Annotated in this window: 12 protein-coding genes; 9 read left to right on the top strand and 3 right to left on the bottom strand. The window is 67.7% G+C overall.

The genetic code is table 11. The features are described from left to right. The first annotated feature begins 113 nt into the window (after nt 1–113). Entirely contained in the window at nt 114–833 is a 720-nt protein-coding gene (locus tag R5O87_RS15925; protein WP_410557873.1) for a septum formation family protein, read from the top strand. 6 nt (nt 834–839) lie between these two features. Here R5O87_RS15925 and clpB read toward each other — a convergent pair whose 3' ends face one another. Beyond that, complete coding sequence (gene clpB / locus R5O87_RS15920) at nt 840–3,497, bottom strand: ATP-dependent chaperone ClpB (RefSeq protein WP_410557871.1); 2,658 nt, start codon at nt 3,495–3,497, stop codon at nt 840–842. Between the two features lie 228 nt (nt 3,498–3,725). On the opposite strand from clpB, the gene R5O87_RS15915 reads away from it, so the two are divergent. Then, nucleotides 3,726–4,061 (top strand): YciI family protein, encoded by a 336-nt coding sequence (locus R5O87_RS15915; RefSeq protein ID WP_410557870.1) that lies wholly within the window; start codon nt 3,726–3,728, stop codon nt 4,059–4,061. Between the two features lie 41 nt (nt 4,062–4,102). On the opposite strand, the gene R5O87_RS15910 is transcribed toward R5O87_RS15915, so the two are convergent. Beyond that, nucleotides 4,103–4,900: a S1 family peptidase gene (locus tag R5O87_RS15910; RefSeq protein ID WP_410557869.1), complete on the bottom strand. Its 798-nt coding sequence runs from the start codon at nt 4,898–4,900 to the stop codon at nt 4,103–4,105. Between the two features lie 215 nt (nt 4,901–5,115). Here R5O87_RS15910 and R5O87_RS15905 point away from each other — a divergent pair, with 215 nt between their 5' ends. Next, complete coding sequence (locus tag R5O87_RS15905; protein ID WP_410557868.1) at nt 5,116–6,246, top strand: metallophosphoesterase; 1,131 nt, start codon at nt 5,116–5,118, stop codon at nt 6,244–6,246. A 37-nt stretch (nt 6,247–6,283) separates the two neighbouring features. Here the strand turns inward: R5O87_RS15905 and R5O87_RS15900 are convergent, their stop codons facing one another. Next, complete coding sequence (locus R5O87_RS15900) at nt 6,284–7,411, bottom strand: glycoside hydrolase family 16 protein (RefSeq protein ID WP_410557867.1); 1,128 nt, start codon at nt 7,409–7,411, stop codon at nt 6,284–6,286. A 293-nt stretch (nt 7,412–7,704) separates the two neighbouring features. Here R5O87_RS15900 and R5O87_RS15895 point away from each other — a divergent pair, with 293 nt between their 5' ends. The 6 genes from R5O87_RS15895 to R5O87_RS15870 all read left to right on the top strand — a co-directional run bounded on the left by R5O87_RS15895 (nt 7,705) and on the right by R5O87_RS15870 (nt 15,168). Beyond that, nucleotides 7,705–8,499 carry a glycosyltransferase family 2 protein gene (locus R5O87_RS15895; RefSeq protein WP_410557866.1) on the top strand — a complete coding sequence of 265 codons (795 nt, stop codon included), beginning with the start codon at nt 7,705–7,707 and terminating at the stop codon, nt 8,497–8,499. A gap of 1 nt (nt 8,500) precedes the next feature. Then, nucleotides 8,501–9,499, top strand: a complete 999-nt coding sequence (locus R5O87_RS15890) for a glycosyltransferase (protein ID WP_410557865.1) — start codon at nt 8,501–8,503, stop codon at nt 9,497–9,499. A gap of 70 nt (nt 9,500–9,569) precedes the next feature. Continuing rightward, nucleotides 9,570–10,670 carry a hypothetical protein gene (locus R5O87_RS15885; RefSeq protein WP_410557864.1) on the top strand — a complete coding sequence of 367 codons (1,101 nt, stop codon included), beginning with the start codon at nt 9,570–9,572 and terminating at the stop codon, nt 10,668–10,670. 1 nt (nt 10,671) lies between these two features. Next, complete coding sequence (locus R5O87_RS15880) at nt 10,672–12,792, top strand: glycosyltransferase (protein WP_410557863.1); 2,121 nt, start codon at nt 10,672–10,674, stop codon at nt 12,790–12,792. Further along, complete coding sequence (locus R5O87_RS15875; protein ID WP_410557862.1) at nt 12,789–14,771, top strand: hypothetical protein; 1,983 nt, start codon at nt 12,789–12,791, stop codon at nt 14,769–14,771. The genes R5O87_RS15880 and R5O87_RS15875 overlap by 4 nt, the downstream gene beginning before the upstream one ends. Next, nucleotides 14,761–15,168 carry a hypothetical protein gene (locus R5O87_RS15870; RefSeq protein WP_410557861.1) on the top strand — a complete coding sequence of 136 codons (408 nt, stop codon included), beginning with the start codon at nt 14,761–14,763 and terminating at the stop codon, nt 15,166–15,168. Before R5O87_RS15875 ends, R5O87_RS15870 begins: the two co-directional genes overlap by 11 nt. Nucleotides 15,169–15,404 lie beyond the last annotated feature (236 nt).

The following is a 15,404-nucleotide window of genomic DNA, read 5'->3' as shown; positions in this document are numbered from 1 at the left end:
CCTTCTCCGCGGCAATTCGGGGCTCGCAGAGATTTTTTGTTCGATAGAGTCTCCTGAACGACTGCATTTCATGCCCGCCGCCGAGCGAACGCCAGGAAGGGGTGCCGCCCCATATGAATGACAACGATCCCAGCAACGACGGGGAACGCGGGCCGGCCCGCGCCGTCGCCGTGCAGCCCGGACCGAACTCGGCCGAGGCGGCACAAGCCCGGCCCAGTGGCGCCCAAGGCAGTGAAGCCAACGACAGCGCGGCGCAGCCCAAAAGCCTCGTTGGATCGATCCGCTCACGGCTCGCACGGCCCGAGGTCCGGCAGACCCTGCTCAAGACCGGTTTCCTCGCTGCGCTCCTCGTGGCCGGCGGCCTGCTCGTGTGGCTCCTGACCTCACTCCTCGCCGCGGCCACCCTGCAGTCCACGAACCGGCCCGAGGCGGCAGCGGCGGAGCCCTCCGCCGCCCCGCCGGCCCCGTCTCCCCGGCCCAGCCTCCCTTTGGCCAGCGTGGGCCCGCTGGACTTCCAGGTAGGGGACTGCTTCAAGGATTTCGACCCCGAGGCGTCCAAGTCGACGATTGTTGCGTGCACCACCGACCATTCCGCCCAACTGGTGGCGGTCACCCGCTACGCCGACAGTGACGGCTACCCGGGCCGGGACGCCCTGAAGACCAGGGCCAGGGAGACGTGCCAGACGGCGGCGCTGACCGCGAAGTCCAACGCCTACAACCTGAACTACCGCCTCGCCTACCCGAGCACGGCCAGCTGGGCCAAGGGCGACCGCCGCGTGGACTGCTACGTCACTGCGTCCGGCAACATCATCAAGGCAAGCCTGCTCCCGTAGCCGCTGCTAGTCCCGGCGTCGGACGGTGAGTCCGCTGCCCAGCGGCGCGCCGCCGTCGGCACCTGACAGCGCCTCCAGCCCCTCCACCGTAAGTTCCCCCAGGTCCGCCGCGGTGTCCACCAGGACGGTGTCGCCGTCGGAGATCTCACCGGCCAGGATGGCCTTGGCCAGCCGGTCGCCGATTTCGCGCTGCACGAGGCGGCGCAACGGCCGGGCGCCGTACGCCGAATCGAAGCCGGACATCGCCAGCCAGGAGCGTGCGCCTTCGGTGACTTCGAGCGAGAGCCGCCGCTCGTGCAGGCGCTTGGCCAGCTCCGCCACCTGCAGCTCGACGATGCGGGCGAGCTCCTCGACGGACAGCGGATCGAACAGCACCACCTCGTCCAGCCGGTTCAGGAACTCCGGCTTGAAGGAGGCGTTCACCGTGGCCATCACCGCGTTGCGCTTGGCGTTCGCATCCAGCGTGGGGTCCACGAGGAACTGGCTGCCCAGGTTGGAGGTGAGCACCAGGATCACGTTGCGGAAATCCACGGTGCGGCCCTGGCCGTCGGTGAGGCGGCCGTCGTCGAGCACCTGCAGCAGGATGTCGAACACCTCGGGGTGTGCCTTCTCCACCTCGTCCAGCAGCACCACGGAGTACGGCCGGCGGCGGACGGCCTCGGTGAGCTGGCCGCCTTCCTCGTAGCCGACATACCCGGGAGGCGCACCGACCAGGCGCGCGACGGAGTGCTTCTCGCTGTACTCGGACATGTCGATCCGCACCATGGCGCGTTCGTCGTCGAACAGGAAGTCCGCGAGCGCCTTGGCGAGCTCGGTCTTGCCGACGCCGGTGGGGCCGAGGAACAGGAAGGAACCGGTGGGCCGGTTGGGGTCGCTGATGCCGGCCCGGGCACGGCGCACGGCGTCGGACACGGCGGTGACGGCCTTGGACTGGCCGATCAGCCGCTTGCCGAGTTCCTCCTCCATGTGCAGCAGTTTCTGGCTTTCGCCCTGCAGCATGCGGCCGGCCGGGATGCCCGTCCACGCCGCGATGACCTCGGCGATGTCGTTGGCCGTGACCTCCTCCGCCACCATCAGGGCGGACTTGTCGGCCACCGCGGCCTCCGCCTCGGCGGCGTCGTTCAGTTCGCGTTCCAGGGCCGGAATTTCGCCGTAAAGGATCCGGGACGCCGTCTCCAGGTCGCCTTCACGCTGCGCCTTGTCCGCCGTGGACCGCAGCTCGTCCAGCTTTGCCTTCAGGTCGCCCACCCGGTTCAGGCCGGCCTTCTCCGCTTCCCAGCGGGCGTTGAGTCCGGCCAGCTGCTCCTTCTTGTCCGCCATGTCGGCCCGCAGCGCAGCGAGGCGTTCCACGGACGCGGCGTCCGTCTCGCCCTGCAGGGCGAGCTCCTCCATGGTGAGCCGGTCGACGGCGCGGCGCAGCTGGTCGATCTCCTCCGGGGCGGAATCGATCTCCATGCGCAGCCGGGAGGCGGCCTCGTCCACGAGGTCGATCGCCTTGTCCGGCAGCTGACGGCCGGAAATGTAGCGGTTGGAGAGCGTCGCGGCCGCGACGAGGGCGGAGTCGGCGATGGCCACCTTGTGGTGCGCCTCGTACCGCTCCTTCAGGCCGCGCAGGATGCCGATGGTGTCGTCCACGCTGGGCTCCCCGACGTACACCTGCTGGAAGCGCCGCTCCAGGGCGGGGTCCTTCTCGATGTTCTCGCGGTACTCGTCGAGGGTGGTGGCTCCGATCAGCCGCAGCTCGCCGCGGGCAAGCATGGGCTTGAGCATGTTGCCGGCGTCCATGGCACTTTCGCCGCTGGCTCCGGCGCCCACCACGGTGTGCAGCTCGTCGATGAATGTGACAATCCGGCCGTCGGAGTTCTTGATCTCCTCAAGGACGGCCTTGAGCCGCTCCTCGAACTCGCCGCGGTACTTCGCGCCGGCCACCATGGAGGCCAGGTCAAGGGCGATCAGGGTCTTGCCGCGAAGGCTTTCCGGCACGTCGCCGGCCACCATCCGCTGCGCGAGGCCCTCGACGACGGCGGTCTTGCCGACGCCCGGCTCGCCGATCAGCACGGGGTTGTTCTTGGTCCGGCGGCTGAGCACCTGCACGACGCGGCGGATTTCGCTGTCACGGCCGATGACCGGATCGAGCTTTCCTGAACGGGCCACGGCGGTGAGGTCGGTGCCGAACTTCTCCAGGGCCTGGAAGGTGTTTTCGGGATCGGGCGAGTTGACCTTGCGGTCGCCGCGGACGCCGGGGAGGGCGGCCGCCAGTGCCTCGTGGGACGCGCCGGCGTCGCGCAGCAGCCTGCCCACGCCGTCGCTTCCCGCCGAGAGACCCAGCAGCAGGTGCTCGGTGGAGACGAAGGAATCGCCCAGCTTGTCAGCCTCGTTCTGGGCGTTCTGGATCGCCTGCAGGGAGGGCCGGGACAGCTGGGCCTGCTGGACCGAGCTTCCGGATGTGGCGGGAAGGGCCTTGATGGCGGTGCTGGCCTGCACGCTGACGGCGTCCGGGTCCGCTCCGGTGGCGCGCAGGAGTGCGACGGCGACGCCCTCCCGCTGATCCATCAGCGCCTTGAGCAGGTGGGCAGGTTCCACCTGCGGGTTCCCGGCCGTGGAGGCATTCATGGCCGCAGCCGAAAGAGCCTCCTGGCTCTTGGTGGTGAATTTGACGTCCAAAGAGAGCTCCTTTCGAAGACGGTTTAGCTAAGTTGAGTGTACTACGCTCAACTTTGCTTTTTCAGGTCTTCCCGGCTTAGTTTTCCCACAGCGAAATGCCCTTTGGCGGGCGGGCGAATTTTCCGTGAACGGTGCCCCTTGAACTGTATCGCCGCTTGCCGAATCCCCCTAGGATCGACCTGTGGCTGCCGCTACCCCAGAGAAACTACCCCAGAGACGGGACCGGCAATGAAGAAGTTCGTAGTTCTTTACAACGCACCGCAGTCGGCACAATCCCAGATGGCGGAGAGTTCCCCCGAGGCCGCGCAGGAAGGCATGAAGGCGTGGATGGAGTGGGCGTCACGGGCCGGCAGCGGCATCGTTGACATGGGCCAGCCCCTGAGTGCCGGCAAGGAAGTGACGCAGACGGGCGCCACGGACACGAACACGCAGGTGGGCGGCTACGGCATCCTGCAGGCCGAGGACATGGACGGCGCCCTGGCCCTGCTCGAGGGGCACCCGCACCTCATGATGCCCGGCGCCAGCATCCAGGTGTACGAGACCCTCGATCTGCCGGGGATGTAACCGGCCCGCCAGGGATGTAATCCGCCCGCCCGATGTAACCGCTAGGAGCCCCGGACCCCTGAGACGCTGGTGATCCAGGCCAGGTTGCGGACCACGGAGGCGTGGTCGTTGTAGTAGCCGGTGAAGTTCGACGGGTTCGGGGCCGGCAGGATGTCCGAGGTGGACAGCACCCCCGCCAGTTTGCCGTTCACGATCAGCGGCCCGCCCGAGTCGCCATTGAGCGTGTGGCCACTCTCGGACCGCGTCCGGACTGACGGGCCGCCATAGTTGTCCACGCCCTGCCAGATCACCGACACGTCCGCCGCCTTGAGGTAGTACGACATGGCACCGGACCCCTCGGACTCATACCCCCAGCCATAGACCTTCGCGGCAGTTCCGGTGGCGGGAAAGGAACTGGACAGGCCCACGAAGGAACCGTAGTACGGCGTGGCCAGCTTCAGCAGCAGGACATCGCCGGCCGGGGCCGGGTATCGTCCGGCGACCGAACGGACGGCACCCCCGGCTCCGAGGTAGCTGGTGCCCAGCCGGACCGACCTCAGGCTCGAGGAGTTGCAGTGCTTGGCCGTGATGACCCAACTGGCGGCGATCAGGCTGCCGGTGCACCCAATACTGGTGCCAGCCGAATCGAAGGAAACTTGCGCCGCGAAGGGCGCGGCTGAAACTGTGGTGGTACTGCCGCCGGCAATCTCCCTGCTCAATGTGCCGTCGCCATGTGGCGCCGGCGCATCCTGGGCGGGCACCCCTTTGGCCGGCGCAGCCTGGGCCGGCGGCCCGCAGAGCACGGGAGCCAGCAGCGCTGCAGCCGCCGCGGCCGTGGCCAGGATTCTCGCGGTCTTCAACGTGGGGCTCCTTAGCGTGGGGTGCGGAAGGTCCACTGCGAGCGTACGGGGAGTGACAGCATTTGTCATATTCGTTACGGATCCTGTCACCGCGGCCCGTGCCGGGATCGGTGTATGGATTGGGAGCCCGGCGGGCATTACCCTGAGTGCCTATCAGTAATTACTGTTCCCCAGCCTGCAGCGGTATCAGGCTCAGTTCCGTGATGCGAGGGATCATGACTGGACTGTCGAAACAGCTGACATGGTCCGGCGTGGCTCCGGCCGTTTTCTCCCTGGCATTGCTGCTCACGGCCTGCCAATCCGGCCCGCCCGTGCCGCCGTCGGAAACGCCGGTTCCGCCCGGGACGTCCGGACCGCCGGCAACCCCGCCGTCGAGTCCCGATGAACCTTCCTCCTCGCCGACGGAGTCCGCGTCCGCCACAGCACCGCCCGCCGTCCACTTCACAGCCCAGGGCGACATGGGGCTGAGCACGGGCGCGCGGGAGGTGCTTGACACCATCAACGGCCTCCACCCTGAACTCAGCCTGGCCCTCGGGGACTTCTCTTACGAGGCAGGGCGTGAACAGGAGTTCTGTGACATGGTCACCGGCAAGCTGGGCGGGAACTTCCCCTACCAGGTGGTGACCGGAAACCACGAGAGCGACGGCCACGACGGCGACATCGCCAACATCGTCAAGTGCCTGCCCAACAGGCTACCCGGGCTCCAGGGCGAGTACGGCGTCCAGTGGTATGCGGACTATCCGGAACACGACCCGCTGGTGCGCTTCATCATGGTGTCCCCCGGCATCGAGTTCCATGACGGAAACACCCTCGACTACTCGAGGGGCAGCGAGCGCTGGCAGTGGACATCGGACGCGCTTGACGGCGCGAAGTCCAGGAAGATCCCGTGGACCGTCGTCGGCATGCACACACCGTGCCTGAGCGTAGGCAAGTACGACTGCCAGGCGGGGCGTGACTTCACCAACCTGCTCATCGACAAGAAGGCGGACCTCGTGGTGACCGGCCACGACCACAATTACCAGCGGAGCCACCAGCTGGGCCGCGGCCAGGGCTGCCCGGCGCTGGTGCCGGACACCTTCTCCGGGGGCTGCCTCACCGACTCGGACAGCGCCATGGTCCAGGGCGCCGGAACGGTCTTCGCCACCGTGGGGACCGGCGGCGTGGGCCTCTATGACGTCAACGGCCAGGACCCGGAATCCCCCTACTTTGCTGCCTGGTCCGGAAAAAACCGTGACGCCGCCCTCGGCACCCTGGACGTGACGGCCACCCGCGAACGGCTCTCAGCGCGGTTCGTTCCGGCGGCCGGCTACACCTTCACGGACAGCTTCGAAATCGGACGGAAGTAGCGGGGGCCGGAGGCTGCCGAACTGGCGCAGGCGCCCCCTAGGCCCGTTTCCAGATGGCAATCCAGTCCAGGTAAACGTGCCCGGCCGTCTCCGGCTTGGGGCAGCCGAACAGGCAGGCCTCGGTCTGGAGAATGTAGTGCATTGGAATGTTCGGAACCTTGGAGGTTCCGGCACCGATCGAGCGGCCGTCGAGGAAAAACTCCACCTTGCCCGGACTCCACTCCATCGTGGCCACGTGCCATTGCGTGAAGGTGGTGTCGGAGTAGATCACGTCGGTGGCGTAGGGATCGTTTCCCATCTTGTGCACGGCACCATAGAACTTCGTGGAAAGGTCCCCCTCGGGGTAGTCGAGCTCGCCGTCGCGGGGCCAGATGCCGCTGTCCGGCCACAGCAGCCAGGCCGTCTTGAAGCCGCGCAGCGGATCAGCCTTGAACCGCACCGAGAACCTCCCGTACAGGAAACTGTTGTCCCGGTGCGGGCTGGTGCTGCTGTTCGGAATCTTCGGGGTGGGCGCAGCCCCCATGGAAACGCCGTTCTCCGTGTGCAGGTACCAGTCCAGCATGCCGTTCTGTACGCTGAGCACCTTGGACGGGTAGTAGCCCGACTTCGAACCCCGCTGCCCGGCCGTGTCCGGCGTTCCGTCCCTGTACCCGGCGCTCCACTTCGCAGCGTACGCGGGGCCGGGAAACCCGCCGACGGGCACGTTCCCCTGGTCGAAGTCCTCCCGGAACACCTGTTTCCACCCGGGCAGGTCACCCGTGGGCAGTTCCTGCAGTTTGGGGTCGGCTGCCGGCACCGTCGCCGTCAGTGGTTTCGGCGCGGGCGGTGCGGCGGCTGGTTTTGAGGGCACCGGGGCAGCGGTGGAGGGCGGCGCACCCGCGCCGGCAGTCCGGGATGGCGCCGGGGCGGCAGCGCGCGCCGGTGCGGGCCGGGAGGACGACGGCGGCGAGGGCTTGGCAGCGTTGGCGTCCGGGGATGTCGCAGCGGCCGCTTTCGTCGCCGATGGTTCCTCGGCCGGCCCCCGGTCCGACGGTGCCCGCTGCGCCTCCGTGGCCACTGTCCCGTACACGGTCAGCGCGGCCACCGCTGCGAGCACAGCAAGGCGCCCGAGGGGACGTCGCAGATTGCGGCGCCCACGGTGCCTGCCGTGGGCTGAGTTAACCATGGGGCAAGTGTGACACCGGAGACTTGTAGCCACCTAGGATTCCGCGACCCCTAAAACTGGGGTCATTTCAAGTGACCCCAAGCTTTTTACAAGTTGGCGGGCCGACCATGTTCCGAGGGGGAGTGCAAGCAAAGTTGCCAGTACCGCAGCAGCAGGCGCTTCTATTTTCCCGTATCCAGCCGGGAGGGCTGCTCGGGAGGGGCATAGGCATACGACTCCAATGAGTGGTGAGGCTAGTGACCATCCCTATACAAGTTTCATCTGTTCGTGCACCAAATGCGGTACCGGTACCCTTGGCCTCCATCAGCGTGGTGATCCCCACCCTTAATGAAGCCTTGAACCTTCCGTGGGTCCTTCGACGCATGCCCTCGTACGTGGACGAGGTGGTAATAGTCGACGGGCGTTCCCTGGACAGCACCGTCGATGTGGCCCGCGCGTTGCGCCTGGACGTCGTGGTGGTTTCCGAACCCCAGGCCGGCAAGGGTTTCGCGGTGCGGGCGGGTCTGTCCGCGGCATCCGGGGACATCATCGTCATGCTGGACGCTGACGGGAGCATGGATCCGCAGGAAATCGGCTGGTTCATCTCGCCGCTCCAGCATGAATTCGACTTCGTCAAGGGCTCCCGGTATGTCACCGGCGGGGGCTCCGAGGACATCACGCTGCTCCGCAGTGCCGGCAACCGAGCCCTGACCCGGCTGGCCAACCTCGTCCTGCACAGCAACTACTCGGATCTTTGCTACGGCTACATCGCAATGCGGCGGGAATGCCTGCAGATCCTTGAGCTGGCGTCGGAAGGGTTCGAAATTGAGACGGAGCTGATCGTCCGTGCCTCCAGGGCCGGCCTGCGGATCGCCGAGGTACCCAGCAACGAACTGACCCGGATCTCCGGCAACTCCAACCTTCATACCTTCCGCGACGGCTGGCGCGTGCTGCGGACCCTGGCCCGTGAATGCGTGGGCTGGGAAGCCCCTACGGCGGGCGCCAGGCCCGAGTCGCTCAGGCGCGTGAAATACAGGTACCCCAGCATGACCCTCCCCCACATTCCGACGGATCCGGCGACCGTCCTTGGCCTGATTGCGGGTGATTAACGTGAACCGCTCTGAAGGGCTCCCTGCCGTTTCGGTGGTGATCTGCTCCTACACGGAAGACCGGTGGGACCGGCTGATGGCCGCCGTCGAATCCGTCCGTGCCCAAACGGTGCCGCCGCAGCAGACCATCCTGGTGGTGGACTACAACGTGGACCTCTACAAGCGGCTCATCTTCACGGTCGATGACGTCGTGATCCTGGAGAACACCGGCCCCAAGGGCCTCTCCGGGGCACGGAACACTGGCGCCGCGGCGGCGACGGCCGGCGTCGTAGCCTTCCTTGATGACGACGCAGTGGCGGCCCCGGACTGGCTGGAGCGGCTGACGGCCCTCTACGACGACCCCGACGTGCTGGCCGTGGGCGGACGCGTGGTGCCGGACTGGGAAACGGGCCGGCCGGACTATTTCGGCGAGGAGCTGGACTGGATCATCGGCTGCACGCACCGCGGCCTGCCCAAGGTGGCCGCCGAGGTGCGCAACGTCATCGGCGCCAACATGTCCTTCCGTTCCCAGGTTCTGCAGGTGGTCGGCGGCTTCAACACATCCCTGGGCCGCCAGAATTCGCTGCCCCTGGGCTGCGAGGAGACGGAGATCTGCATCCGGGCGGTCATCGGTTCACCGGGAGGCCGCGTGGTGTACGAGCCGGCGGCCCTCGTGAACCATTATGTTCCGGCCCAGCGGGGCACGCTCAGCTACATGCTGCGGCGCGCCTGGTCCGAGGGAATTTCTAAAGCCATGGTCAGCAAGATCGTCGGCCACAAGCGCGCACTGGGACCCGAAAGGCGGTACGTCCGCAGCGTGCTGCCGCGTGCCGTGGCCTCAGGCGTAGCGGGCAGGATCCGGGGAAAGGACCCCGCCGGCCTGCGCCGCGCGGCGGCCGTCATCGCCGTGCTGGCCGTCACTACCTGCGGGTACATCCGGGGACGCCGCCTGCCCCTTGATACAGCGGACGCGGGTTTCGCGCCGCACGAGCCACACGCCAGCTGGAGGGAAGTCAAATGACCAGGATGTACCCGCAGTACACGCCTGCCTGCACCGCAAAGACCACCGAGACCGCTGGAGGGCACGGGGCATGAGCCAGTCCGAAAAAGAATTCCTGCGGGATTCGGTCCCGTCCACCGGCACCAGCTTCGACGTCCACGGCCTCGTGGGTATCGACGTGGCCCCCGGAACCCCCGGCGAAGCGCAGCTGAGGGACATGCTCGCCCCGTTCCTGGGTCCGTCCCGGGCACCGCTCCGGCTGCATGTCAGCGCCGAAACGGCGGAGGTGGCGGACCAGTCGCACGCCGAGGATACCTTCCGGTTCACCGCGGAGTCGCTGTACATCCCGGCGGACCGCGTACAGGTCCAGGAGACCTCCGACGGTTACTCCGTCCAGGGCCGCGGCGAGCTGCTGACTGCCGTCATCCCGCTGCTGGACCGGCTCTGCATCCGGCAGAACGCCGCCATGATCCATGCGGCGGTGGTCGACTTCCGCGGCTCGGGGGTCCTCCTCCCGGCGTGGGGCGGCGTGGGCAAGACCAGCACGGTCGCGAAACTTGTGGCCATGCCCGGCGTGCGGTTCATGGCCGATGACTGGGCGTTCCTGGATGCCGACGGCATGCTCATGGGCTATGCGAAGCCGATGTTCCTCAAACCGCACCACCGCAGGATCTACCCCGAGGTGTTCAGCGGCGCCCGCAAGCCTCTGGCCCCGGGCTGGCTCACGAATACGGTGGCCCACCTCGCCACGGCCGTCCATCCCGTGATCGTCCGCTATCCGAAGACCGCTGCCTTCACGCGGCGCTGGTCCCCTGAGCACCGGATGGTCCATCCGGAGCTGGTCTTCGGGCAGGACGGCATCTCCTCGGCGGCGCTCACCCGGCTGGCCATTTTCCTTGAACGCTATGACGGTTCCGAAGCCCGGCTGGAAACACGCAGCCGTGAATGGATGACCTCCCGCATTGTCGGGAACTTCCATTCCGAACTGCCGGTGGTGTCACGGCGGCTGATCGAGGCACTCGGCGCCACCAGTCTGGTTCCGCTGGAGGAATTCTTCAGCCAGAAGGCAGCCGTGGTGCGGCGGGCCCTGGATGATGTGCCATGTTCCCTGCTCCGGATTCCCGCCTCGTGGTCCGCCGACCGGACATCCGACTACGTTGCCGCCCTGATCAGCTCCAAACTGGAGGAGTGATATGCGGGCCCACGTGAGCGACCTCGACGTGTCCGTAGTGGTTCCCGCGCGGAACGCTGCCCGCTGGCTGGGTGAATGCCTGGAATCCATCCGCGCCGAGAAACCGTGGGAGATCATCGTGGTGGACGGCTGCTCCACGGACAACACGGCAGAGATCGCACGGTCCGCGGGCGCCCGCGTCATCTCGGACGAGGGCCGCGGGCTGCCGGCAGCGCGGATGCTCGGGGTACAAAGCGCCAACTGCGACGTAGTGGCCCTGATCGACGCCGATGTCGTCGTTCCGGCGGGTGCGTTGGGCGGGCTCCTGGACGAGTTCAAGGCCTGCGGCTACGACGGACTGCAGTTCGGCCTGGTCAGCGAGGCGGACGGCCCCGGCTATTGGGGCGCCGCCCTCGCCTGGCACCACGTCCATAGCCGGGTGCGCTCCTGGTTCGGCGTGTGCGCCACGCTTATGCGCAGGAAGGTCCTGCTGTCCGTGGCGTTCGATGACACCTTCCGTTCCGGAGAGGACATCGAGCTGAGGATCAGGCTCGAAGAGGCCGGCTACCGGCTTGGCGTCTCGCGGACCACTTTGGTGCGGCATCGCTTCATGGATTCATTCGACGACGCACGGGACCAGTGGCTCCAGGACGGGGCCGGGATGGCCCGCACGATCCGAAAGCACCCCGGACGCGCCGGCTGGCTTGCGGTACTGCCGCTGCTGGCCACGGTCCGCGGCGTCGGCCTGTCGCTGCTCCGGGCGCCCAGGTTCCTGCCCTACTGGGTCTGTTTCCTGGTTTATAACTACCGCTCGATGCTGGGCGAGCTCCTGCGTCCGCCCGAGACCGGGCTCTCCGTGGGAGGCAATGCGGCCTGGCTTACCGCTGCCCGGGTTGCTCCGATGGCCGCGGGGTTCCTGTTCTGGGCACTGGCTGCTGTCGGGCTGCCGCCGGGGCAACTCGGCTTGGGTTCCGCGGTGGTGGCAGCGGCCCTCCTGACCGTACAGCTCGGAATGCTGGGCGTTGGCCCTGCCATTCTCACGCTGCTTCCTGCACAGCCCGACGGCGGACGCCAACTGGCCGCCAGTAGCCTCGTCACAGTCGCGGTTTCCACGCTTGTTGTGTCCGGCGCAGTGGCAGCGGTGACCTACGGGCTGGGTTCCGGCGTGGGCCTCGCGTGGAACGATCCGGTCATGACCGGGTTGTTCGCTGCCACGGCGCTGTTTGCTGCGGCCGCGTACCAGCTGGATCACGTGGGCGTCGCACAGGAACGCTCCGACCGTGCCATGGTCAGGAGCCTCGCCCAGAGCGTGGTGCAGCTGGCTGTGCTGGCTTTGGCGCTGGCCGCCGGAATCCGGGAAACGTCGGTGGTGGTCGCGGCGGTGGCCGCGGGCGCCCTGGCGAGCGTGGTCCTCGGGCTGCGCCAGCTGAACCGCGCCGGCATCTCACCCGACTGGAAGCACGGGCTCCGCATCGGTCCGGCCCTGCGGCTGCTGCGGCCGGGCCTGCCGAACCATGCGCTGATGCTCGCCGACCGCGCCCCCGGCTACCTCCTTCCGTTGATCGTAGCTGCGGTCCTCGGCCCCACCGCCACCGCATCCTGGTACATGGTGTGGATGATGGCGTCGGCGGTGTTCTTTGTTCCCCAGTCCGCCGGGTTCTCGCTGCAGACCGCGCTCGCCGGTGGCAGGTCACGGCCGGGGCTGGTCTCCGCGGCACTTAAGGCCAGCCTTGGCCTCACGCTGGCCGCCGGCGTGATGCTGCTGGTCGCCGGGCCTTATCTTTTCAATTTCCTGGGACCGGAGTATGCCGGGGCCGGCATCCTGCTCCCTGTCCTGGTGCCGGCCCTGCTGCTGGGCTGCGTCACGCAGGTCTACTTCGGCCTTTGCCGGGCACAGGGGCGCCTCGCCGAAGCTACAGCCGTCGCAGTGTCCGCCGCCGTGCTGACCGTGGCCCCCGCCGCCTTCACCGCCCAACAGTTCGGCCTTGTGGGCATCTCTGCCCTCTGGTCAGGCGCCCAGGCCGCCGCAGCACTGGCGGCCGTCTGGCGCCTTCGGATGCTGACTCCCGCCACGCCCGCCGCTGAACCGGTCCAGGTTGCATCAGCGGTCCTCAACCAGCCGACCGAAATCGAGAAGCCATGACACCTGAACCCACGTCCACGGCACCTGCGGCGCCACCGTCACCGGCCCCTCCGAAGCCGGCGCCGCCATCACATGCGCCGCACCGGCACCTCGAGCCGAAGCGCGGCGAAACCCACCACGGCCACCACGGCGAGCACGCCGAAACCAAGCACAGCGGTGCCAGGCACGGCGGGGCTGAACCGCCCGCCGTCGTGCATCACGGCCCCACCCCGCCGTGGCAACTGGTCACACTGGCTGCTTTGGCAGCCGCTGCCCTGGCGCTTGGTATCTGGAGCCTGCTGAGCGTGGACCCTGCGCGGATTGGCGGGACGGGGCTCGTGGAGGCGGTGCCGCCCACCTACTTCCTTGCCATCTTCCTCAGCCTGACCGGGTTCGTGGCAACGCTGAACCTGCGCCGGCACACCCCGACGCTGCTGGCCGCCCAGGTGGTGGTCCTCGTGGTGATCCTGCACGCCGCCGACCCCATCGTCCACGGCCTGCCCCGGCTGACGGCCAGTTACAGGCACCTCGGCGTCGCCGACTACATTGCCAGCTCGGGGCAGCTGGACACGAACCTCGACGCCTACTTCAACTGGCCCGGCTTCCTCGCCTTCCTGGGACTGCTGTCCGATGCCACCGGCGTCAGGGACCTGATGGGCATCGCCACGTGGGCACCCCTTGGAATGAACCTGCTGCTGCTGGCGCCGCTACTGGCCCTGGCCAGGCGGCTCACCTCCCAAAGCCGGCACGCATGGGCCGGTGTGTGGCTTTTCTACTTGAGCAGCTGGGTGGGGCAGGACTACCTCGCGCCGCAGGCTTACGCCTTCCTGCTCCTGGTCACGCTGACCGCCTGCCTCCTGAGCGCCTTCAGCGGCTGGGCCTGGCCCACCGGCAGCAACCGCTTTACGAGATTCCTGGCACGCCACGTGACCCGGCTGGATCCGACCGTCCCGCACCAGGGCATGTCCAGCCCGCCGCCGGTGGACACCGCAATCCTGCTGGTCGTCTGCGCCGGCCTCCTCGTGGCGATGACAGCCGCCCACCAGCTCACACCCTTCGCGGCTATCCCGATCCTCACCGTGTTCCTCCTGAGCGGACGGCTCCGGATGCCGTCCCTGCCGATTCTTTCCGCGGTGCTGGCAGTCGGCTGGCTCGTGTTCGTGGCGAGGGACTTCTTTGACGGCCACCTGACCCAGCTGTTCGGATCGTTCGGCGACGTCGAGGGCCACACCCTCGGGGCCGTGACGCAGAGGGTCGGCGGCAGCGACGACCACGTCCTGGTGGTCTACACCCGGCTGGCCGAGGTGGCCCTGGTTTGGCTACTGGCCGCACTCGGAGCCTTCATGGCGCACCGGCGGCGCTCAGCCTGGCTCACCGCGGTGCTCGGGGCACTGGCCCCGCTCACCCTCATTCCCGGCCAGCCCTACGGCGGCGAACTGCTGCTCCGGCTGTACCTCTTCAGCCTGCCGTTCGCAGCCTGCCTCGCCGTGCTGACGCTCCTGCCGGACCGTCCCGGCAAGCCCGGCTGGCGCCGTGCGTCTGCGCTGCTGGTGATGGGAGCCGTCCTGGCCTCCGCCACTGTGGTCACCAGGTACGGCAATGACAGCATGGAGAAGTTCACGCCGGACGAAATCTCACTGGTCAACCAGCTCTATGGGACGGCGCCGGAGGGATCGATCCTCATCGAGGCGGTGCACAACACTCCGTGGAAGTTCCAGAAGTACGCGGACTACAAGTACCGCGCGCTGGTTAACGCCGAGCCGAGACCCGGTGCCGAACCGCTGACCTGCGATCCGGCCAACAAGATCGCCGAGCAGTCGGGTGCCTACCTGATCGTCACGTCCAGCCAGAAGCGGGCCGCGGACCTTCTCGAAACGACGCCCCCGGGGGATCTTGACCACTTCATCGCCACGTGTGGCAGTTCCCCGGGCTGGACGAAGTTGTTCGAGAACGCCGGTGGCGTGGTCTTCCATATTCAAGGAGCAGGCAATGGCAATTGATCGCAATCACGTCGCGTGGGTGGTGGCGGCCCTCGCCGTCGCCGCGGTCCCGCTGGCATTTTTCGGTCCGGAGGGACTGCGGCTGGCCGTCATCGGCCTCCTGATGCTCGCCGGACCGGGGACCGCCCTGGTCCTGTATCTCAGGCTCGGCTCGGCAGGCAACGATGACGCCGACGGCGCCGGCGCCCACCGGTCGGCCGCGCAAAGCACCCTTCCGCTGGCCATCTCCATTGCGGTGGCGTCCAGCCTGGCGCTGTCGACGCTTGTGGCGACGGCCATGGTCTTCGCCAGGATGTGGTCCCCGCCGGTGGCGGTGCTGGTGCTGTCGCTGATCACCCTCCTCCTGCTGGTCCTCGGGGCCAGAAGGTTCCCGGTTTCCGCGGCAGGTGCGTCATGATCGTCTTTTTGGCTGGCTTTGCCACCGTTGTAGCAGTGGTTACGTGTGATGCCTTGCGCATAGTTCGGCCGGATGCCCCCCTGCCGAAAACCGCGGTATACACCGCGGCGGCTCTCCTTTCCCTAATCTGCGTTTCGCTTCTGACCAGGCTCATCCAACTGCTTTGACGGCGTTTCGCTCCTGACGGCCTGCCCGGCTGCTGGACCGGGCCCGGCACCTGGTGCCGGTGACCTTCG

Source organism: Arthrobacter globiformis (assembly GCF_046536215.2).
GTDB classification, from domain to species: Bacteria; Actinomycetota; Actinomycetes; order Actinomycetales; family Micrococcaceae; genus Arthrobacter; species Arthrobacter globiformis_E.
The sequence above is the reverse complement of the archived record's forward strand: the minus strand, read 5'-3'. Positions and strand labels throughout refer to the sequence as shown.